Annotated in this window: 17 protein-coding genes and 2 pseudogenes; 9 read left to right on the forward strand and 10 right to left on the reverse strand. The window is 66.6% G+C overall.

What is annotated here, in order from left to right; translation table 11 throughout:
* Positions 1-64: 64 nt before the first annotated feature.
* Together greA and AFL01nite_RS09235 are read right to left on the reverse strand one after the other, a co-directional pair.
* Complete coding sequence (greA, locus tag AFL01nite_RS09230) at positions 65-562, reverse strand: transcription elongation factor GreA (RefSeq protein WP_146827393.1); 498 nt, start codon at positions 560-562, stop codon at positions 65-67.
* A 66-nt stretch (positions 563-628) separates the two neighbouring features.
* Positions 629-1,009, reverse strand: coding sequence for a DUF4307 domain-containing protein (locus AFL01nite_RS09235; RefSeq protein ID WP_186813883.1), 381 nt, complete (start codon positions 1,007-1,009; stop codon positions 629-631).
* Between the two features lie 74 nt (positions 1,010-1,083).
* Between AFL01nite_RS09235 and mca the strand changes: the two genes are divergently transcribed.
* Positions 1,084-1,935, forward strand: coding sequence for a mycothiol conjugate amidase Mca (gene mca, locus AFL01nite_RS09240; protein ID WP_146827493.1), 852 nt, complete (start codon positions 1,084-1,086; stop codon positions 1,933-1,935).
* A 1-nt stretch (position 1,936) separates the two neighbouring features.
* Here mca and AFL01nite_RS09245 read toward each other — a convergent pair whose 3' ends face one another.
* Positions 1,937-3,562, reverse strand: a complete 1,626-nt coding sequence (locus AFL01nite_RS09245) for a phytoene desaturase family protein (protein WP_246119662.1) — start codon at positions 3,560-3,562, stop codon at positions 1,937-1,939.
* Positions 3,559-4,005, reverse strand: coding sequence for an SRPBCC family protein (locus AFL01nite_RS09250; RefSeq protein ID WP_146827395.1), 447 nt, complete (start codon positions 4,003-4,005; stop codon positions 3,559-3,561). Before AFL01nite_RS09250 ends, AFL01nite_RS09245 begins: the two co-directional genes overlap by 4 nt.
* Positions 4,006-4,121: 116 nt before the next feature.
* On the opposite strand from AFL01nite_RS09250, the pseudogene AFL01nite_RS15715 reads away from it, so the two are divergent.
* The 6 genes and pseudogenes from AFL01nite_RS15715 to AFL01nite_RS09275 form a co-directional block, all read left to right on the forward strand.
* A pseudogene (locus tag AFL01nite_RS15715) lies at positions 4,122-4,226 on the forward strand (DUF8730 family Cys-rich protein); the annotation flags it as partial.
* A gap of 27 nt (positions 4,227-4,253) precedes the next feature.
* Positions 4,254-4,472 carry a hypothetical protein gene (locus tag AFL01nite_RS09255; RefSeq protein WP_146827396.1) on the forward strand — a complete coding sequence of 73 codons (219 nt, stop codon included), beginning with the start codon at positions 4,254-4,256 and terminating at the stop codon, positions 4,470-4,472.
* Entirely contained in the window at positions 4,469-4,912 is a 444-nt protein-coding gene (locus AFL01nite_RS09260; protein ID WP_146827397.1) for an ASCH domain-containing protein, read from the forward strand. Before AFL01nite_RS09255 ends, AFL01nite_RS09260 begins: the two co-directional genes overlap by 4 nt.
* A gap of 1 nt (position 4,913) precedes the next feature.
* A complete protein-coding gene (locus AFL01nite_RS09265; protein WP_146827398.1) occupies positions 4,914-5,471 on the forward strand; it encodes a GNAT family N-acetyltransferase in 558 nt (185 codons plus the stop codon).
* Positions 5,471-5,764 carry a hypothetical protein gene (locus AFL01nite_RS09270; protein WP_146827399.1) on the forward strand — a complete coding sequence of 98 codons (294 nt, stop codon included), beginning with the start codon at positions 5,471-5,473 and terminating at the stop codon, positions 5,762-5,764. The genes AFL01nite_RS09265 and AFL01nite_RS09270 overlap by 1 nt, the downstream gene beginning before the upstream one ends.
* A gap of 32 nt (positions 5,765-5,796) precedes the next feature.
* Positions 5,797-5,997 (forward strand): annotated as a pseudogene (locus AFL01nite_RS09275) (DUF255 domain-containing protein); the annotation flags it as partial.
* Positions 5,998-6,516: 519 nt separating this feature from the next.
* Here the strand turns inward: AFL01nite_RS09275 and AFL01nite_RS09280 are convergent.
* From AFL01nite_RS09280 to mobF, 6 genes are all read right to left on the reverse strand, one after another.
* The gene (locus AFL01nite_RS09280; RefSeq protein ID WP_146827400.1) at positions 6,517-7,059 is read right to left on the reverse strand and encodes a helix-turn-helix domain-containing protein; all 543 of its coding nucleotides are present in this window, start codon (positions 7,057-7,059) and stop codon (positions 6,517-6,519) included.
* 360 nt (positions 7,060-7,419) lie between these two features.
* Entirely contained in the window at positions 7,420-8,268 is an 849-nt protein-coding gene (locus AFL01nite_RS09285) for a nucleotidyl transferase AbiEii/AbiGii toxin family protein (RefSeq protein ID WP_222593474.1), read from the reverse strand.
* A complete protein-coding gene (locus AFL01nite_RS09290) occupies positions 8,265-8,807 on the reverse strand; it encodes a type IV toxin-antitoxin system AbiEi family antitoxin domain-containing protein (RefSeq protein ID WP_146827401.1) in 543 nt (180 codons plus the stop codon). Before AFL01nite_RS09290 ends, AFL01nite_RS09285 begins: the two co-directional genes overlap by 4 nt.
* A gap of 215 nt (positions 8,808-9,022) precedes the next feature.
* The gene (locus AFL01nite_RS09295) at positions 9,023-9,313 is read right to left on the reverse strand and encodes a hypothetical protein (RefSeq protein ID WP_246119663.1); all 291 of its coding nucleotides are present in this window, start codon (positions 9,311-9,313) and stop codon (positions 9,023-9,025) included.
* A gap of 5 nt (positions 9,314-9,318) precedes the next feature.
* Entirely contained in the window at positions 9,319-9,573 is a 255-nt protein-coding gene (locus tag AFL01nite_RS09300) for a helix-turn-helix domain-containing protein (protein WP_146827403.1), read from the reverse strand.
* Between the two features lie 497 nt (positions 9,574-10,070).
* Positions 10,071-12,602 carry a MobF family relaxase gene (gene mobF, locus AFL01nite_RS09305; protein WP_186813884.1) on the reverse strand — a complete coding sequence of 844 codons (2,532 nt, stop codon included), beginning with the start codon at positions 12,600-12,602 and terminating at the stop codon, positions 10,071-10,073.
* 336 nt (positions 12,603-12,938) lie between these two features.
* Here mobF and AFL01nite_RS09310 point away from each other — a divergent pair, with 336 nt between their 5' ends.
* The gene (locus tag AFL01nite_RS09310) at positions 12,939-16,274 is read left to right on the forward strand and encodes a hypothetical protein (protein WP_146827405.1); all 3,336 of its coding nucleotides are present in this window, start codon (positions 12,939-12,941) and stop codon (positions 16,272-16,274) included.
* A 236-nt stretch (positions 16,275-16,510) separates the two neighbouring features.
* Positions 16,511-21,238 (forward strand): DEAD/DEAH box helicase family protein, encoded by a 4,728-nt coding sequence (locus AFL01nite_RS09315; protein WP_246119669.1) that lies wholly within the window; start codon positions 16,511-16,513, stop codon positions 21,236-21,238.
* Positions 21,239-21,292 lie beyond the last annotated feature (54 nt).

Genomic DNA, 21,292 nt, shown 5'->3' on the forward strand with positions numbered 1-21,292 from the left:
AAAAAGGCCCGCCACTCGTCGAGTGGCGGGCGAATCTGCGCCACTCGACGAGTGGCGGCCGGGATCAGAAGGGCTTGGCCTCGACGATCTCGACGGTGATGGTCTTGCCGTTGGGGGTCTCGTAGGAGACCGAGTCGCCGGCGGACTTGCCCATGATGGCCACACCGAGCGGCGACGTGGGGGAGTAGACGTCGAGGTCGACCGAGGAGTCCATGCTGAGCAGCTCGCGCGAGCCGAGCAGGAACGTCTCGGTGTCGGAGTCGCCCTGGAAGCGGATGGTGACCTTCATGCCGGCCTCGACGAGACCGTCGTCGGCCGGGACCTCGCCGACCTCGGCCCGGCGGAGCCGGTCCTCGAGCTGGCGGATCTGCGCGTCGGTCTTGCCCTGCTCCTCGCGGGCGGCGTGGTAACCGCCGTTCTCCTTGAGGTCACCCTCTTCGCGCGCGTTCGCGATCTTCTGGGTGATGTCGGGCAGGACCTCGTTCTTGAGGCGGTTGAGCTCGGCGACGAGTCGGTCGTAGGCCTCCTGGGTGACCCAGATGGTCTCAGTCTCAGTCGACATGGCTGTTCTCCTCACTACGTACGAGCACCCCGGGACCTCCCGGGGTGAAACCTCGAGTCTACAGCATCACACCGGTTCGCAGGAGTCCAGAACGGCGGTGACCGCACGCCGCTCGGTGCGGATCTCGCCGACGACGCGGACGTCGCGGTCGGAGGCCGGGACCTCGATGGTCTTCTCGCCGACGACGACCTTGTCCTGCGACTGGGCGAAGACGCGGCAGCTGAGGGCGACGGGCTCGTCGCGGAAGATCTCGAGGTCGACCTTGGTGGTGCGCTCGTCGACGACCTCGTAGGAGTGGACGCGGGCCTGGTGGACGGGCACGTCGGTCCACGAGGCCCAGGCCGCCCAGGCGACGCCGATGGTGATCCCGATGGTCGCGACGAGGGGCCACAGCCACTTCGGGGTGGGGCGGCGGTGGCGGCCGTAGCGGGCGTCGAGATCGGTCACGACATCCAGTGTCTCAGGGGCGTGGAAGACTGGGCGTCGTGGTCGAGAACGAGGCAACCGACAAGCTCCGCCTGATGCACGTGCATGCCCACCCCGACGACGAGTCGAGCAAGGGTGCGGCCTCCACGGCCAAGTACGTCGCCGAGGGGGTCGACGTCCACGTCGTCACGTGTACCGGTGGCGAGCGCGGATCGATCCTGAACCCGGCGTTCGAGCACCCGGGGATCCTCGAGAACCCCGAGCTCATCGCCGAGATCCGCCGCGAGGAGATGGACAAGGCGCGCGAGATCCTGGGCGTCACCCAGGACTGGCTCGGCTTCATCGACTCCGGCTGGCCGGAGGGCAACCCGAAGCCGCCGCTCCCCGACGACTGCTTCGCGCTGGTGCCGATCGAGGAGGCCGCCGCCCCGCTGGTGCGCCTGATCCGCTCGTTCCGTCCGCACGTCCTCACCACGTACGACGAGAACGGCGGCTACCCGCACCCCGACCACATCAAGTGCCACGAGGTCAGCGTGTACGCCTTCGAGGCGGCCGCCGATCCCGAGCGCTACCCCGAGCTGGGCGAGGCGTGGCAGGTCAAGAAGCTCTACTACCACCACGGCTGGTCGCGGGCCCGCATCGAGGCGATCAACGCTGCGATGGAGCGTCACGGCCTCGAGTCGCCGTACAAGGACTGGCTCGAGAAGCGCGAGATCGACCCCGAGCACGAGAAGCGCATGACCACGCGGGTGCCGTGTGCCGAGTACTTCCACGTCCGCGACCGGGCCCTGATCGCGCACGCCACCCAGATCGACCCCAACGGGTTCTGGTTCGCCGTGCCGCACCAGGTGCAGGAGGAGGCCTGGCCCACCGAGGACTGGGAGCTCGTGACGTCGTTCGTCGACTCGGAGCTGCCCGAGGACGACCTCTTCGCCGGCCTGCGCTGACTCAGCGGCGCAGCGAGCGGGCCCAACCGCGCACCGGCGAGACGACCTTGTCGATCCGGCCGTGCGCCAGCGCCGCGCGGGCGGCGTTCATGCCGGGCGCCCCGTGCACCCCTCCTCCGGGGTGCGCCGACGCCGAGCCCAGGTAGAGCCCCGAGATCGGCGTCTCGGCACGCCCCAGGCCGGGGATCGGGCGGAAGAACAGCTCCTGGTGCATCTGGGCCGTGCCGCCGTTGATGGCGCCGCCGGAGAGGTTGGCGTCGCGGGCCTCCAGGTCGTGCGGCCCCAGGACGCGCCGGGCCATGATGCGCGAGCCGAAGCCGGGAGCGAGCCTCTCGATCCGGTCCTGCATGCGGTCGGCGAAGCGCTCGGCGTCGTCGTGGTCCCACACACCGCGCACGGTGCCGTCACCGGCGTCGCCGATGGTCTTCTGCGGGACGTGCGTGTAGGCCCAGACCGACTCGGTGCCCGCGGGCGACCGGGTGGGGTCGGTGGTGGTCATCTGACCGGCCAGCAGGAACGGCGACGCGGGCACGTAGCCGGCGTGCACCTGCTGGAGGGCCTCGGCCATCTGGTGCCGCGTGTCGGCCACGTGGAACGTGCCCGGGTCGTACGGCGGGGCCGACGCCCACGGGATCGGCCCGTCGAGCGCCCAGTCGACCTTGACCGTGCCCGGGTCGAGTTGGAAGTGCCGCATCCGCTGGTGGACCTTGGCGGGGACGTCGCCGGGATCGAGCAGGTCGCCGTAGAGCGCCGGGGCGAGCACGTCGGCGACGACCGCGCGGGTGGCCCCGTACGGAGTGCCGTCGGCGGTGCGCACGCCGGTGGCGCGGCCGTTGGTCACGTCGATGTGCGCGACCCGGGTGGACGTCTGCACCAGGCCGCCGCGGTCCTCGACCCGGCGCGCGAGCGACTGGGTCAGCATGCCTGCGCCGCCCTCGGGCACGGGGAATCCCACGGTCTGGCCCATCATCGTCATCATCAGGCCCATGAGGCCCGAGCCCGGGGCGTTGAGGGGGATGTCGGCGTGGCCGGCGTTGCCGGCCAGCAGAACGCCGGGGGCGGGCCCGCCGAAGCGGGTGTCGGCCATGTCGATGACAGGGCTCAGCAGCATCTTCACGAAGTCGATGCCGCCCACCTTCGGCAGGTGCCGGAGCAGTCCGAGTCCACCCCTCACCGGGGGGAACGGGGTGAGCAGGCCCGTGATGAGGGCGTCGCCGATCTCGTCCCACAGCGCACACAGCTCGAGCCACGCGGCGCCGTCGCCGGCATGCTGCTGGTCCATCAGCCCGGCGGTGATGTCGCGGTCGCGGTGCAGCATGGCCCACGCGCCGTCGTGGCCGGGGTGTCCGAGCACGGCGGGGGCGTGGCGCCACACCAGGCCGTAGTCCTCGAGGTGAAGGTTCTGGATCGTGCGGGACGCCGCGGCAAGCGGGTAGAACGTGCTGAAGGTGTCGTGCACGAAGTCGGGGTGCACGTCGTTGTCGCTGCGGACCGCGCCACCCACCGTGGGCTGCTCCTCGATCACGAGCACGGACCAGCCGGCGTCGATGAGGTGGTTGGCGGCCACGAGCCCGTTCGGCCCGGCGCCGATGACGATGGCGTCGAAGGTCATCGACTCGGTGGTCACGGCGTCGGCATCTCGCGACGCTCGGCGATGAACGCCAGTCGGCGGAGCGTCTCGGTGTTGCGCCACTTCAGCGGGAGCGCCTCAAGGGGCGGGGGGATCATGGCCGCGGGACCGCTCACGGCCGTCTCGGTGATGGACACGTTCGTGCCGGAGCCCTGCGGCTCGAGGGTGATCAGGACCTCGGCCGCCCCGGCGGGCCACGCCCGGGCGTGCAGCTTGATCAGGCGGCCCGGCTCCATCTCCAGCACCTCGGTGTGGTCGTCGATGAGCAGGGGCCAGGTGCCGACGGAGTGGTGCAGCTTCGACCCGACCTCCGGCCAGGTGGTGTCGACGTCGCGCATGCGCGAGGCGCCCACGACCCACAGCGGGTACAACCAGCCGTCGGCCAGGACCTCCCACACGCGTTCGGGAGTGGTCTTGACGAGTCGCGTGTTGGTGCTCATGCACCCTCTGTACCCCGTTCGGGACGGTCCCACCACCCCAGTGGTCTGCCCGTGCTTCGTGGGGATCGTTAGGCTCCTGAGGTCAGCAGTTCGATCGACAAGTGAGGATGCGGCCCATGTGCTCTCCGGTCCCCTGCAAGCAGTGCGGCAAGACGACGTGGCGCGGTTGTGGTGAGCACGTCGACCAGGTCAGGGCCGCGGTCCCGGCCGACCAGTGGTGCGGTCACGAGCAGGACTAGGCTGCTGGTGTGACCATGCTGGATCTCGCGGTGATCGCCGCCCAGGAGATCGACCCGAAGGGCAACCAGTCGATCGGCTGGCTCGCCGGCCTCTACACGCTCGGCCTGTGCATCGTCGTGGGCCTGCTGCTGTGGTCGTTCACGAAGATGGCCAAGAAGGCCCGTCAGCCGTGGGAGGGCGAGGACCAAGACGTCCAGCGTCCCGAGGACGACCCGCCGGCTCGATGACCGGGTTGCCGCGCCTCTGGCAGGACTTCGTCGCGGCGCACCCCGAGCACGCCGGCGAGCAGCCGGAGGTCGAGCCCTTCGGTGACTCCGTGGAGATGGCCGAGGACCTCGCGCAGTTGGTGCTCGCCGGGACGAAGCGCGCCACCGCCGCTCCCGTCGAGGAGGGCGTGCCGCCGGACGGCGCGCACTGGGTGCTGCTCGACGGTCGTGACGTGGCCGTGGCCGTCCTGCGCACCACCGAGATCCGCATCGGTCGGCTCGACTCGGTGGACGACGCGTTCGCCTGGGACGAAGGTGAGGGCGACCGCACCCGCGACTGGTGGCTGGACGCCCACCGGGGCTTCTTCCGCCGGCGCCTTCCGCACGTGACCGACGTCGACGCGCTGCCGACCGTGTTCGAGCGCTTCCGCGTCGTGTGGCCGCCCGAGTACGCGGACTGACATGGCCGAGTTGCAGACCGAGCGACTGATCCTCCGTCGCTGGCGCGAGAGCGATCGTGAGCTGTTCGCCGCACTGAACACCGACCCCGAGGTCATGGAGCACTTCCCGGCTGCGCTGGACCGGGCCGCCAGCGACGCCATGGTCGAGCGCATCACCGCCCACCTCGACGCACACGGTTGGGGCCTGTGGGCGGTCGAGACCGACGACGGTCGCTTCGCCGGGTTCACCGGTCTCAACCCGGTGCCGCCGACCGTCGCCGCCCTGGTTTCTGGAAACCCGACGGTCGAGGTCGGTTGGCGGCTGGCCCGGTGGGCGTGGGGCCACGGGTACGCCACCGAGGCCGCGACGGCCGCGGTCCGACACGGCTTCGACGTCCTGGGCCTGGACGAGATCGTCTCGTTCACGGCCGCCGGCAACCTCCGCTCCCGCGCGGTGATGGAGCGACTCGGCCTGACGCGCGACCCGGCCGACGACTTCGACCACCCCGCCGTCCCGCCGGACAGCCCGCTGCGACACCACGTGCTGTACCGCCTGACCTGTTCGGAGACGGGGAACTGATGGCTGGACGAGACCTCGCCGCCGAGTTCAGGACGCTGCGCGAGCTGCTGGTCGGGGTGCAGCGTGTCGATGACCACGGTCCGATCCTCACGATCGAAGCGGTGGTCGCCCTGTCCGAATCGGCCGAGGTCATCGAGGGCCGCATCCACTTCACCGACGACCGAGCCCCCGGTCGCCCTTCGCGGACGTCCGACTTCGACTACGAGGTCCGTCAACTCGCCGTTGACGGCCCGAAGGATGCGGCAGAACTGCTGCTGATCAACCTGGAGGAGGAGGCGCTCGCCGCAGACTGACGGCTCACCGCCTGCCCGGGTAGCGTGAATGCGTGGCCAACCGACTCGCTCAGTCCCAGTCGCCGTACCTGCTCCAGCACGCCGACAACCCGGTCGACTGGTGGGAGTGGAGCCCGGCGGCGCTGGCCGAGGCCGAGCGCCGGGACCTGCCGATCCTGCTGAGCGTCGGGTACGCCGCCTGTCACTGGTGCCATCAGGGTAAGCGCCTCGTGGAATCTCACGTCGAAGTCGCGATTTTGCTTTGATTTTAAGGTTTTTCTTGGATGCCCAGTTTCACACGATTTCGTCGAATATCGCCACTTTCGGGCCCTCGTGTATCACTCTCGTGTATCACTCGGCTGTCGAAGGCTTCGCTCTCCCCCACGTTGAGTAGCCATGTGCCTATCAAAAGAATCCACTCAACTTCTGCTGATGGGTCGGCCTCCAAGGCCGGAACCGAGGAGGTCGGCAAGCAAGTTCGCCCCGGTCACACTGATGCCGTTCGACGGAGCCAACGGCCACGGGCGCGAGTACCGCCGTCGTGACGCTCTCGTGGCCAGATAGAGGGGAGACCGGAGGGGCCACGGCGCCGGCGTCTGAACTGTCGAGGGACTTAACACGTTCTGGCGACATGTTAAGGATTGACGTACTTCTTAACACGTCGCGCGGACCTCCAAGTACGAAGGCCGCAGGTTTCCCGTGGCTTCGTCCGCTACCCGGCGGCGAGGAAAGGCCGGATCGTTTCGGACGCATCGACGAGCCTGCCGATCCTGTCAGTTGCGGGGCCGAGTCTGACGACGGGCCGCGATCGCGGCCCGGACGCGATCGACCTGTTCGGCCGTCACCTCCGGTGCATCGTCGGTGGCGTAAAAGTCCTCGACGGCCATCTCCATCAACAGCGCGTACTGGGCCTCGCGGCGGCGGGACTTGCATGCGAGCACGTCATCAAGCTTGATCATCCGACGGCGAGTGCCGGGCGTCTCTGCGGGAAGCTCACCTGAGTCGATCAACTTGATCACCGTGGGCCGGCTGACCCCGAGCAGGTCGGCGGCCTGTTGCGTCGTGAGCAGCGTGTTCTGCGGAGCGACTGAGACAGCCTTGCCGAGGGCCATGGCTTCGACGACTTGCAGCAGGGCGCTGTAGACGGACTCGGGAAGTTCAACCTGATCGCCCTCGCCCGGGCCCGCCAGGAAGTAACGGTCAGCTGGACGGCTGCCGCGGGCATCCTCGTGCGCCTTGATGAAACTCAGCACCTCGGCGACCTTGTCCTCAGCCGTCGGCACGTAGGTCTGCTGGTCGAGTGGCTGCGCGGCCATGATGTCTCCTTCTTTCGAAGAAAGCGTAACGAGGTTTCGTTTCTTTCGAAAGATTGAATGGTGCGTCATTCGATCGTTTCAATGTTCTATACGACGTCCTCAACGAGCGCCGATAGTGCGTCGCTGCCTAGTCGCTGGACCTTGTCAGTGACACCGTCGATCGGGTGAACGCCCTCTTCGGCGAGGAGTTCGGCGGGAACACGTGTGTCGCTCGGATCGGACCACGCGAAGCCAGGGGCGACGCGTTCGTCGGATGTCAGCTCCCGCCACGGCTGCGAACACTAGGCAACTCCTCGACTCTCCTCAGGTTGCGGCGCGCATCGTCTTCACGCCGGCCTCCGGGAAGGGATCAGGCCAGCGTCACGACGACGTCTTCGGCGGTGCCTCCGCTTCGTCGATCGTCTCGATGAAGTCGTTCACCCAGGCGACGGCGGCTTCGACGTTGGGAAGCGACTCCACGTCCTCCGCTGCGGCGTCGTACAGGGTGTCCCACGCTGGGCCGGGGGTGACGACTGGTGGCCAGGACTGTTGGCGCCGGTACGTGAAGAGCCGAGCGCACGTGGCCTTGATTTGGCACAGGTCGAGGTCTTCGCTCCTGCTCAGAAGCTGGAGGTCGACGAGGTCGTGGGCTCGGTCGCTTCCCTCCGAGGTGAGGGCATGAAACTTCTGCGCGATTTGGTGGTCGGCTCGCATCACGGGGACGGGTTGTGGCGCCTCTAGCCCGACCTCCGTGAAGAGCAGGGCCAGATCCTCCGCAAGATGGAACTCCGGCTCCTCGGCGTCACCGATCTCGTTGTGTCCCAGCTCGAACTTCACCGTGCACCACGACTTGCTGCGGTAGCTGAGCTTCACCTCGAACGGTTGCATGACGTACGCGGTGGGAATCGCAGGCGGCCGTGGAGGGGCCTTCTCGATCAGTCGTCCGGTGAAACCCGCCCAACCGGTGGCGAGCGAGTCCTCGAACTCGCTGCGGAATCGAGCAAGGGGTCTCACTCGCGCGGCGTCCAGATCTTGGGTGAAGCGCGTTTCTCGTCCGTAGCGCAGCGCCATCGCACTCCCGCCCTTGACGGCTCCCTCGGGCAGCAATTGACCGACGATCACCAAGGACATGGCAACGCGTCGTCGGAGGACGAGCCCATCACTGCCCTCGATATTGCGGATGCGCTGGTCCAGCGACCGGACATTTGCCGGTGGGGTGGAGTGGGTCACGGCCGGAGCTCTCGCCTGACGCGCCGCCACTCGGCGCCGGTCAGCAGTCCTGCGTTGCGGGCCTCCTTGGCTGCGTCAACCAAGCGCTCGTTCACGATCCGTCCCCGGCACGCCAAGATGGCGTCAGCCATCGTCTGCGACTCCAAGCCTTCGTATTGAGTGGTCGTGACGTCGTCCTTCACCTGGGTCAGCTCGATCCACGGGGGCAGGGTCACCCGTGTTCGTCTGCGGACGCCGACCCTGATGCGCCGCGGATTGACGTCGGCCAGCCCGAAGAGGGCCAGCACCGATTCGCCGTGGAGGAATGCACCTTCGCCGGCACGCAGGAGCGCTTCTGCGAACTGGTCGTACTGGGTGGGGAGCATGTCAGGCACGCGGTACAAGCCGTAGGCGACATTCTCGAGCCCGCCGCGCGCGGCGAGTTTGGGGAGTTCGATCGCCGGCACGTCTGCCTCGACCGCGTCGCGTGTAGTGACGTAGCCGTATTGATCAAGCGCGATGTCGCGCACGATCGCGCGATACTTTGTCCCGGTGGCCATGTCACAACTATACCGAAAACGGTATAGTTGTGACACCCGCAGGAGAAAACTTTGGACGGTCGGTCGATGAGACTGGTCTTGTTCCTGGTGCTGGTCCTCGTCGTGATGATCTTGATCATCGTGATGGAACCTCGTCTACACGCCATTGAGGCCGGGTCCGGCTTCGTGGCCCTGAGGTCGAAATCAAGTCGGAGAGAATTGCGTCTCGACTTGGTCTACGCAGGTCGGCGGCGTCGCTTCGGCTGGGGGAGCAGGTCGGTGATGTTCGACCGAGATCCTGCGGGCTCGCGCGCGTTCAGCGTGGCCTCCGCGAGTTTCAGTTGCCGTTCCTCCCAGGCCATCAGCTGGTCGAGGCGCCAGCGGTCGGGGTGCCGGACGACGGGCGGCGGGATCATCTCGCGGTCCTTGAGGTTCTGGTAGCCGCGGGTCTTGCCCCAGCCGTAGCGACGCAGGACGTCGCCGGCGGAGAGGAAGACGTGGCGGGGGTCGTCGTCGGTCGTGGACATGGACATCAGTCCACCTTCCGGATCCGGCCGACGGGCGCCGAGGCGAGCCGCTGTCGACGAATCCAGTGGCGCACGTCGCCGACGGTGGTGAAGAGCCGGCGACCGAGCTTGAAGAACTCCGGGCCGGTGCCGGTCTGGCGCCACCAGCGAAGCGTGTTCTCCGGAGTATGCAGGATCTCTGCGACCTCATCGAGGGTGAGCAGGTCGTCGTCGTGCCGCTCGGGGAACGGTACGTCGGGGGAGGGGTGGTGTCTGGTCATGGGTGCCTCCTGGCGTCGGTCGGCGATTGCCGACGATTGGACGGGTGAGGGGACACGTCGCAACGAGTGCTGGTGGCCTCTCGCCAGGAAGGTGCGCAGCGGGTTCCGCGGTCAGGTCAGCGCGGTTCGTCGGGCCATCGCAGCGACATGAGGAAGAGCCGGCCCACGGTGCCGGCGATTCGCCGGCACCGGGGTGACCTGCGGAAACTGCGTGCTTACGGTGCGGGCGATTCGCCACCGCCGCCCACGACCTGCGGAAACGCTGTTTACGGTGCCGCCGATTCGGCATCACCGGCGTGACCTGCATAAACGTCAGTTCGCTTCAACTCGGGCCCGCCGTGGACGTCTCCGATCAACGTTCGGATCACCTCGACGTCACACTCCATCCTTCGACAATGCGCCGACCTCGCGTTGCCCGTCAACCCTCGGATGACAGTCGTTTTCCCCGACTGGGACAGTTCGCGACGTGGGCGGACATCCCGCTGCATGCACACGCATCAGAGGTCGAGTCCAGGCGCCGACGTCGTGAACGACGGCGGGTTCGCGGGCTCGGACAGGTGCGGCCGCGCTGGACGCTGGCGCCCGATGTACTGCGGCGGCGCCTTCGGCCCGTACCGGTCGATGGCCTCGGCCGCCGCGGCGCGGGCGTGGGTTGGGCCGAGGTCGGCGCGGTCGCGACCGAACACCTCGACCCACTGCTGGCGGGCGTCCTCGACCGAAGCGGCGACGAGGTGGGCGACGTTGCGCTCCCTACCGCGAGTCATGCCGACGTAGGCCGAGGCCGCGCCGGTGTGCTCGCCGACGATGACGTGCGAGACCGGCACGGTCGAGCCCTGCGCGCCGTAGGCGGTGGTGGCGTAGGCGAGCTCGACGTGGCGGAGCACGTACTCCGGCGGGAGGACCCGCCGACCGGATGCGCCGCCAACGGTGAGGCCCGCCCCGTCGCAGGTGAGCACGGTCCAGGTCTCACGGTTGGCGACATCCGCGTCGTGGTCGTTACGACGGGTCGCCACCGTGTCGCCGACGCCGATCCGCTCACCCGAGGACGTGACGACACGGTCGGTGACCTCGCGGTTGTCCCGCCTGACCCGATGGGCCAGCGCGTTGATCCTCGCGACCTGCTCGCGCGTGTCGGCGACCACCAGATCGCCGAAGGTCGCCCGGGCGGTCAGGGCTGCCTGGCGCTCGACGTCGCTGGGGTACACCACGATCTCGCCCCGGCGCAGGAGTTCGTCGAACACTTCGCCGGGCTTCTCTCCAGTGCGCATCCGCAGCGACAGCGAGGCGTAGGCGGGATCGGTGAAGCGGCGGACGCCGTCGAGCTGGGTGACCCGATCCGGCGCGTAGCGGACGGCGAGGTCGAGGACGCCGCCACGACCGACGGCGGGGAGCTGGTGCCGGTCACCTACGAGCAGCACCGTGGCCCGGCACTCGTCGGCGAGGCGGAGCAGGGCACGTGCGGTGTCCTGGTCGAGCATCCCGGCCTCGTCGACCACCAGCACGTCACGGGGATGCAGCCTGGCCGACGGCATCGGATCGGCAGGCAGCCGAGTCCACCGGCCGTCCTCGTCCCAGCGGTAGCCGTGCTGGTGCAACAGCCACGCCACGGAGTGGGCGACCGTGCCGACCTCGCCCGCGGCGACCTGCGCCGCCTTGCGGGTCGGGCTGACCAACATCATCTGGTGACCGTCCGCCTCGACGGCCTGTCGCGTCGCGGTCAGCCGGGAGGTCTTGCCGGCGCCGGCCGCGCCCTCGACGATCGTGATCGACTGCGCCTCCGCGCGGTGGGTGATCCGGTCGACGATCTCGTGCTCCACGGCCTGCACCTCGCGTGACGTCAGGGCACGCACGTGCTCGGGACTGTCGGTGCGATCGAGCAGGGGACGCGAAGCGGTTACGACGCGTTCAGTCAGGTCCTCGGCCAGCTCGCGCCGTACGGCCGCGTCGATGACTCCGCCCGTGGCGGCGATCAACTGCTCGACCTCGCCGCGCGCATCGGCGGCGTTCCACGCCGACCGCCGCGCACCCAACCGCACCAGTGCCACCTCCACCAGGGCGTCGCGGTCCAGGGTTCCGGGCCTCAGCAGCATCGGGGCCATCGTCGGAGTGTGGTGCTTCGGGTAGCCGAGCTCGTGAAGCTCGTCGACCCAGCGCTCGCGCAGCGCCTCACCGGAGGTTGGCACGACCTTGTCAGGGCGGGCGTCCGCCCACGCACGCCGATCCCACGCTTGCCGCAAGGCCGGCCCGGGTTCCTCACCCGGATGGTCCGAGCGCCACTGTGCTTCGTAGGTGTCGATGTTGGACTCGATCTGCCGCGCCCGCGCGCTGAATGCCCCGACGTAGGGCGCGAGCTCGCGGACCTCGCCGGTCTCCGGGTCGAGGGTCAGCCCGTGTGCGGCCAGCGCTTTCCGGAACGCGGGGTGGGTCATGACGGCCGCGTGCCCGATCCCGTTGATCGCGTCCAGGCTGTCGCGCACGCCGACGGTGTGCAGGCCCCGCCAGGTGTCCTCGGCGAACACGCGGGCGTTGATCTGCAGGTGTAGATGACGGTGCGGGTCGCCGGCCCGGGAGGTGAAGTGGCGGATGACGGCCGCCTCCATCTGCTCCACCGGCACCTGCACCTGACGCCCGCGCGGGCCCATCCGTGTTGTTGCATGGGAGGCGAGCCAGCCGATGATCTCCTGGGCTGCGGCCAGTTGGGCTGCGTCGTAGGCAGTGGCGACCTCAGGATGAAGAGCCGCGGCGAGCGACCACGTCTTCGGCCCGTTGACCGAGACCTCGACAAACCGCACCGCCTGGTCATCGTTCCGCAGGCGCCCCTTCGGCTCGCCGGCCTCGACCTCGAATCCAGCGACCCAGCGCTCGTAGGTCGGGCCGTCCATGTCGGGTCGCCGGTCGAGGCCGTCCGAGTCAGCGACAAACCGCATCGCGAGGCCGCTGCCCTCGGCCAGGTAGTAGTCATCGGCGCGCGACCGGTCAGCCTCGACGTAGTGCCGCGCCGCTGCCGCCGACCCCCGGTAAATCTTCACACCACCGTGCACCCGAACCGCCCCCATCAACAACCACCAACAACCGCTAAATCGCTGGAAAGTGAGCCTGAAACGTCACTGCCCCTACGAACTTTCGTAGCATGCGTGCCGGGTGATCGGGAGGGCGAGAAGGCGGATTAGTGGGGCAGGTTCGAGAGCCGTCAACGACCATCGATGAGTAGCGAAGTCGACCCACATGAGCAGGGTCGATGACATGCCCGAGAAGTGCACCCGTCCTCCAAAGGGCGAGTTGCGTGCGCCCGGTTTTCTAGCTGGCCGCTCATAACGGTGAAAGTTGTCGGCACTTTCATACATGATGCAACTACACAAGGCAGCGTGACGCAGGGAGAGAGCATGTCCGCGGACGGCGAGGTCATGAGGCCGGTCGAACTTCTAAATCACCGGGAGGAGTCCTGGTCACGGAAGGCGGCAGCCGTCTCACTCATCGCCGAGTGTGACGTGAATCCGGAGTTCACCGAGCAGGCGTTGGGCGTGCTCGGCCAAGGGTACCGGGTTCTCAACCCCAAAGGCAGGGCCGAGGGATGGCTTCGCCGCTGGCCGGCGGTTCACGTGATGTCCACCGTGCTGGTGGCGACGGAGCACTACAGCAACGGCACATTCTGGCCGCGCCTGTCAGAGCTCGCGGGGGTCGCCCAAGATCAACAGTTCCAAAGAGCGTGGGGTCAGGCGTTCTTGCACAATCTCGAACAGTTGGGGCTCCCCAGGTTCGAAGACGTGGACGATGCGGGCAGTACGTACGTGGGTCGCATCCTGTTGCACTCCGGGGTGCCCACGTACTGCTTGCCGGACTTCTTCACCCTCGTGGAAGAACGGCGACGGCGGACCCCAGGGCTCAGTGCTGATGCGTTCGTGGCGTGGGCTTCGTCCCGCCCTCTCCCTCACGTCGACAAGCCCGTCGCGCGCTTCCTCAAGTATGGCGGGGAGTTTGCTGTCGACGTCGTGGACCGTGTTTTCGACCTCTTGGACATTGCTTCGGTGGGAGGGAACCTTGACGAGGTTCCTCTGCCTGACAGGTTCCGTCAGGCTGCGCTGGAGCTGGCGCAAGCTGGCTCGATCGCGCGCAGGTCGCGTCGTTCTGCCTCAGGGCTGAATGCAGGCGCTGACCGACACCCGCGATTGTTCCTCGACCCCTTCGGTCGGGGTCTGCTTCTGCGGCTCCCCGCCGTGAGTGAGGCACCAGACGGTACAGCCAACTGGGTCGTCGGCATGGATGGCGTACGCCAGCGAGTAGCGACGAAGGCCCTGTGGCCGGGCTCCGGAGAGCCTGCCCCACCAACGGATGTATCAGTTCGTGCTCCGGTGCGAAGCGTTAGCGCCGCTCTGGAGAGTCACGGGCACTTGGCGGTCACGCTGCCGGTCGTTGATGAACGCGACCCCCTCCTCGCTTTTGACGAGGAAGGCACCCAACTCGTTCCCGGAGTGCCTTGGCGGGTTTCGACAGCTTGGTTGCTCTTCCCCGGCCAGAGGGACGATCTATCGGTGACCGGCACCTTGCACGTGCTCACGGAGGCATCCCTGCCTCCGGGCTGGGTGGGTTGGTCCCTCATCCAGGTTGACCTGACCCACGTCACCTCGATCTCTCATGGCGACAGCGCGAAGGCGCACCCCGTGCGCCGTGCCCATTCAGCGCGGATCGTCGTGCCCACTCCCATCGGTGGCGTACGAACCCGCACAGGTGATCCGGTGTTCACGGCGCCACCTCACATCGATCTACCCCCAGAGCTGGGTCCCGATGTGACATGGGAGGTCAGTATCGTCAACGGGCGAGGGGAACTCCTGGCCCGTCGTGTTGGTTTGACGGATCCTGATCAAATCTGGAGCGAAATACCCCGCCCCCTCTTTGGGGCCTACGCGCTCAAGGTCCGTGGGCCATGGGGACGCAGCGCCTCCCGTGATCTGGTCATTGTGGAAGGCCTGACCCCGACCTTTTCTCCCGTCTGGCGGCGGTTCCAGGTGCAGGGCGGCCTCGTGCCCTGTGAGGTCCGCATCGACGTCAACGAGGCCATGCACTGTGACTCCGCGTCGCTTTCGTTGGACTCGCACACCGTGAAGAGCAGCATCGCCATCACCCGCGGCGCTGACTCCCTGCATCTCTCGGTGGAGCCCGCCCACATGTCCGTCACGCACCAGTCGACTCAGGGGGTGACAGGCCCAACGGTTCAACCGCCGCTGTTATACACCGAGGACCTGGCCGCAGAGCCTGGCGTGCTGATTCTTTCGGTCGGGGCATCGGCGGCTCCGCTCCTACACGTGTTCGACGGCAAAGAACGACTGCAGGTCGTGGAGCCGGGCGCCGACGCTCGACACGGACTGCATCGATTCGATCTACGCAAGATCACCGACACGATGTTGGCCCACCCGCAGTTGAGACTTTGTGTTGACCCTGAGGGCATCCTGGAGATCGCGAACATCCGCCCTCACCGGTTGTTCAGTGGACTCCGGATTACAGATGGTGTCATCGTCCTCGATGACTGTGTCAACTTGGCTGGTCTCACCGTGATCGCGTATGCGACGCGTGCTCCCTGGCGTTCGGGAGTGCAGATTCCCGTCTCCGATGGCCACGCGTCACTGCCCGCCGAACTCGTCCAGGCCGGGCCCCTCGTCGTGAGCGTTCGGGTGGAGGACCCGTGGCTGCCTGAGCCGGTCCCGGCGTGGGCGCAGCCCGGTGAGGCCACGATCGTTTACGACGATGGGCATCTGATCAGTGCAGATACCGAAGAAACAGCTTTGTCGGCCTACCTGGCAGACATGGGTCCAGTGCCGTCTGACCTCAAGGACCTGGGACGGGTCTGGTCTACGTTGGCACGCCTCGACCAGATGCAAGTACGTGAGCGGACGCGAAAGCAAGGCGAGTTGGCGCGTTTGCTGGCGATGGATGTGTCCAGTTCCCTCATCGCGCTCACCTCCTCGGCCCTTGATGCGGCTGAGCGACTCCAGGTGTTGATCGATTCCAAGCTCGCCGCGGCTCCGGTCCAGGGTGCCCCGGTGCAAGTCGCAGACTTGGACTGGTCGAGGCAGAGTCTGGTGATGTCGGTGCTTCTGCTTGGTGCGGTGGATCCCGCTGCCCATCAACAAGCAATTGAGGAGGCAGTGGTCAGTGGTGGAGATCTTCTGCGGCTCGCTGCGCTGGGGAAGGACCCCGCTCCTCAAATCAGTGCCTTAGGACCGAGTCATGACCTCTACGACTCGTCTGGCCCAGACGTTCGTGCTGCCCTCGAGTCCGTCGCCGCCTTCGTCCCTCAAGGGGTCGTCGATCCTGAGTCGCGTCGGCTCGCGACCTTCGAGTTCTTGAAGACACGACATGACCATAATTTGGGCCTCGTCATTCCGCCCGCCGAGAAGCTTCTGGCCCAGGCGCGCGTCCTGTTCACGCGTGTCGGCGATCCGGACTCTGCTTTAGCCGTGGATGCACGAAGTCACCCGACGAATCCCACCTCATGGCGCACGATTCCACAACTTTCGATGGCCTTCGCGTGCGGCGCACGGCACGCCGCCCACGGCAGTGCAACGGCGGCGGGTTGGATCGACGCCCACCGGCGAGCCTGGTCCCAGATCGTGCGCGCATGTCCGGACTTGGTCGCAGCGGACCTGATTCTCGCCGAGTTGATGATCAACCCTCCGTCCCTCCCAGATCTCGAGGAAGCCTTGTGAACCCCTCTATCGACGCCGTCGGTGCCTCCCATGACATCACTAGCACCTACCGGCGGTACCTGAGGTCGCTCCTGGCGGTCCGCGACGCGAAGATGGGTGCGGCGCTCACCCACGCGATCGAGACGAGCCCGCTTTTGGACAAGGGGCCTTTCTTGGAGGCCACGCCTCCTTACGCTCCCCGAGCCACGCTCCAGGACCTCATCGATGAGGGTGTTCTCACCCCCGGGTTCGCTGATATGGCCAGTGCCGCCCTGCCGTTTGACCGGCCTCTGTACGCCCATCAGGAGAGTTCCGTCCGCAAGGTTGGAGCCGGGCGGAACGTGGTCGTTGCCACGGGGACCGGATCCGGTAAGACAGAGTCGTTCCTCTTGCCGATCCTTGACTCGCTTGTGCGCGAGAAGGAGGCAGGGACCCTCGGACCCGGCGTACGAGCGCTTCTCCTATACCCGATGAATGCACTGGCGAATGACCAGATGAAACGCCTGCGACAGCTGCTTGCGCAGTACCCGGACATCACCTTCGGTCGGTACACCGGAGAGACCGAGCAGGACCCCATCAAGGCCCGCGAGAAGTTCGCGGACCTCAACATCGGCGAGCCGATCCTGCCGAACGAGATCCTCAGCCGCCAGGAGATCCGAGATGCGCCTCCGCACTTCTTGCTGACGAACTACGCGATGCTCGAGTACTTGTTGCTTCGGCCCTTGGACTTCGAGCTCTTCGGTGACGGCAACAGTTGGCGCTTCATCGTCGTCGATGAAGCGCACGTCTACGACGGCACTCAGGGCGCCGAAGTTGCCATGTTGTTGCGCCGTGTCCGGGATCGAGTGGCTCCAGGGCGGGCGATTCAGTGCATCGCCACGTCCGCGACGGTTGGCGGCGACACCGACCCTTCGACCGTGACGACCTTCGCCACGAACCTCTTCGGCGAACCCTTCGAGTGGCGAGAGGGCGACCCCGAGCGGCAGGACCTGATCCTTGCGCGTCGAGTAGGCCTCCCCAACGGGCCGTTCTGGGGGCCACTGTCTGCCCTCGAGTGTGTCCAGATAGCCGCCAGTGCCGACCCTGAGTCAGCGGTTCTGGCCAAGGCTGAAGCGCACGGCGCAGTCGGCGAGACCGCCGCTGACGTCCTGGTGAACGAGCAGAGCCTTGCCGAAGTGCGCCGTATCTTGACAGAGGGTCCCCAGCCGATCAGGACGGTGGCCAGACGGGTGTTCGGTGACAGCGATGAAGCCGAGGCCGGTCTGGCCGCGCTGGTTCAACTTGGGAGCGCACTGCGTCGACACGATGGAACGACCCCCCTATCAGCTCGTTATCACCTCTTCCTACGGGCCACCGAAGGGGCTTTCACGTGCTTGGGCACGTCAGGCCCCCACGTGCAGCTGGCACGACACGAGAACTGCCCGGACTGCGCTGCGCGCATGTTCGAAGTGGGTTCGTGCACCCGGTGCGGCTCCGTCCACTTGGCTGGGTCAGTAGAGAAGGTCGGTACTCAGGACTTCTTCTTCCCGCCCAGAGCCAGCCAGCGTCCCACCTGGTTGGTCCTCGGCGATCCGGACGGAAACGTTGACGAGGACGAGGAGGCCGTCGCCTCCGATGTGTTCCTGCTTGAGAGTGAAGCGTTTGCTCTGTGCGTCATGTGTGGAGCGCTCGGAGCTCCGGGCTCTGGGACGTGCCCGTCCCCTGAGTGCTCCTCGACCGAGGTGAGACTGGTCCGGCGACTCAAGCGACAGGGCGAGGAAGTCGCGGGTTGCTTGGTGTGCGGTGCGCGTGGCCAGGGAACTGTCCGGGGGCTTCAGTCGGGCGCGGACGCCAGCGGTGCCGTGATCGCCACCTCGCTGTACCAGAACCTCAGCGCGCCTGATGTGCCCTTGACGGTGACCGACCACAAGCTGCTGATGTTCAGCGACAGCAGGCAGGCAGCTGCCTACTTCGCGCCCTATCTCGAAGATTCCTACGCCCGAGTTCGCCGTCGTCGGCTGCTGAGTCAGAGCTTGGTCCAGGCCGGAACGACAGATGATCCGGTGGGCGTGGAGGACCTGCTCTTCCACCTGCGAAAGGTAGCCGAGAACGCCGGGGAGTTCGAATGGAACGCGTCGGCCCAGAAGCAGACACGCCACGTCGCTCCGTGGTTGATGGCCGAGATCCTCAGCACGGACGATCGCCAGTCGTTGGAAGGGTTGGGACTCGTGAGTATCGAACTCATCAGGAACCCTGCTTGGGTGGCGCCGGCTCCTCTGGTGCAGCTCGGCCTGTCCCCCGATGAAGCGTGGGACCTGATTCAGGAACTGGTCCGAAGTCTGCGTCAACAGGGCGTGGTCTCCATGCCGGAGCAGGTGGCGCCGAACGACGATATCTTCGCACCCCGACTGGGGCCGATCTTCGTGCGTGGAGAAGGCCCGGAGCCTGGCAAGAAGGTGTTGTCCTGGCTTCCGGGCAAGGGAACGAATCGGCGCATCGACTATGTGCGGAGAGTGCTGCGGGCCCTTGACCAACAAGTGGACCCGGCAATGGTTCTTGAAGGTGTCTGGCGAATCCTCACGGCTCCCAACAGCCAAGTGGATTGGTTGCGCACCACTAACGAACCCAAACAGGGGACGGTGCAGCAGGTGGATCACGGAGCTGTGCGTCTGAGGTGGGTCACGGGGGCAGCCCCGGTCTACCGTTGCTCGGTGTGTCGCCGTACGACGCCGGTGTCGGTGCGGGCTGTGTGCCCTGCCCTCGGTTGCGAAGGAACGCTGGTGAAGTTCGCTCCACCGGCGATGGAGAATGAGGCGGACCACTACCGGAACCTGTACCGGGCGATGCGCCCGGCCAAGCTCACGGCGCTGGAACACACGGCACAGTGGACAGGTCGCGAAGCTGCAGCGATTCAGCAGAAGTTCGTCACCGGCCAGGTCAACGCCTTGTCGTGCTCGACCACGTTCGAGTTGGGCGTCGACGTGGGAGAATTACAAGCGGTGCTCCTACGAAACATGCCACCGACGACTGCCAACTACCTGCAGCGGGCGGGGCGTGCGGGTCGTCGCGCCGGTGCTGCTGCCCTGGTGGTTACCTATGCTCAGCGCCGCTCCCACGACCTGAGCAGGTTCGCAGCTCCCGAGGTGATGATGTCCGGTTCGGTGCGTTCGCCGTATGTCCCGCTGACCAATGAGCGCATTGACCGCCGCCACGTCCACTCAGTGACGTTGGCCGCGTTCTTCCGCTGGTATTTCGAGGAGACTTTGCGCATTGCCCGCACGGCAGGGGAGTTCTTCCTTGACGGGAACCAACACGAGGTTCCACCGGTCACCTTGGTCGAGCAGTTCCTCAAGGTGGTTCCCAGCGCACTCACCGACTCATTGCTCCGCGTGGTCCCGCGTTCGGTCGCTCAACGCCTCGACATTGAGGGCGGAGATTGGGTAACAGAACTGCTTGATCTCCTGAAGCAGACTCGTGAAGAACTTGAAAATGACGTCCAGGCTCTCAAAGAGCTGGAAGTCGCGGCCGCAGCCGCGGGGAACTACGGTCTCGCGCAGCGCTACAGCAAGGTGGTCGCCACGCTGCACAAGCGCGAGTTGCTGGGATACCTGTCCAACCACAACGTCTTGCCCAAGTACGGGTTCCCGGTCGATTCTGTCGAACTCCGCACGAACTATGGCAGGTCCGAGCACAACGTGGGCAAGTTGGTGGAGCTCAGCAGGGACCTCTCCCGGGCGATCCACGAATACGCGCCGGGTTCCCAGATCGTTGCCGGTGGGCGGGTTTGGACTTCACGCGGGGTATACCGGATGCCGGGGCGGGAGCCCGAATCGTTCAAGTACCGAGTGTGTGAAGGGTGCGGCTCATTCCGTCGCTCCCACGGCGAGGTCGATCCCATCTGCGATCGATGTGGGACCGAGTCGACGCGGATGCAGCGCACGCTGACAGTTCCGGAGTTCGGATTCGTTGCGGATCCCGAGACGACCCGGCCCGGCAGTCGTCCTCCCCAGCAGTTCTGGAGCGGATCTGTCCACGTGCTCGCCCAATCAGCGGAGGCGACGGAATCCGTGTTGGCCTTGGATGGGGGGCAGATCACCGTCAGCCAGGGCCCGCGGGGACGTATGGTCGCGATCGCCGACGGGCCGTCCGGGATGGGGTTCTGGATCTGTCAATGGTGTGGTTACGGTGCGCCATGCGCCGAACACCCGAGAAGGCCACCGGGATCTCACACGAGCCCGGTCACGGGCAAGCCGTGTACAGGGCCGGCCGACCGCTTGGATCTGGCGCACACATACGAGACTGACCTGCTCGACCTCGCGTTCTCCGCTGGACTGTCGGACGACAAGGACACGTGGAAGTCTGTTCTGTACGCCATTGTGGAGGCCGCCAGCGAGTCCTTGGAGATCGCCCGCGATGACATCGGCGGAACCTTGTCGCCGACGGGGATGAACGCTTGGTCCGTGTCGTTGTTCGACACGGTTCCGGGTGGAGCAGGGCACGTCCTGTTGGTCGCCCAGAATCTGCCGAAGGTCCTGCGCGCGGCCTTGGGCCGTGTCGAGAACTGTGAGTGTGGACCGGAGACGTCGTGCTACGGATGTCTGCGGAGCTTCAGCAATCAACGCGACCATGACGTGCTGTCTCGTGGCCGCGCTGCCGAGCTGCTCTCCACCCTGCTCGGCTCGTCGGCATCGGAACGTGCGTCTTCAGACGCGCCCCAGATCCAGGACTCCGATGACCTCCCTTCGGAGTGGCGGGCTGCTTGGGCTCAAGCAAACCAAGGTGAGCGCGCGTTGTTGCTGACGCTGCTGGCAGCCGATGTTCCTGTCCCGACAGTGGGGGCGGAAACCGAGGAGGGGGTTCCGCTCTCGCTGAGTTGGCCCCACGCGAAGGTGGCCGTCTCCACTGGACTCGAACCTGCTGAGATGGAGCAATTAGTCAACGCCGGATGGAAAGTCGTGGCAGATGACGCAGCCTCTGTTGCCGCGGCCGTTGGGGCCGGCGGGTGAGTGGACCCTCACGGCAGCAACGGGTGTGTTCCTCAGACGCAGTGGATCACGCCG

This window comes from Aeromicrobium flavum (assembly GCF_007992115.1).
GTDB classification, from domain to species: Bacteria; Actinomycetota; Actinomycetes; order Propionibacteriales; family Nocardioidaceae; genus Aeromicrobium; species Aeromicrobium flavum.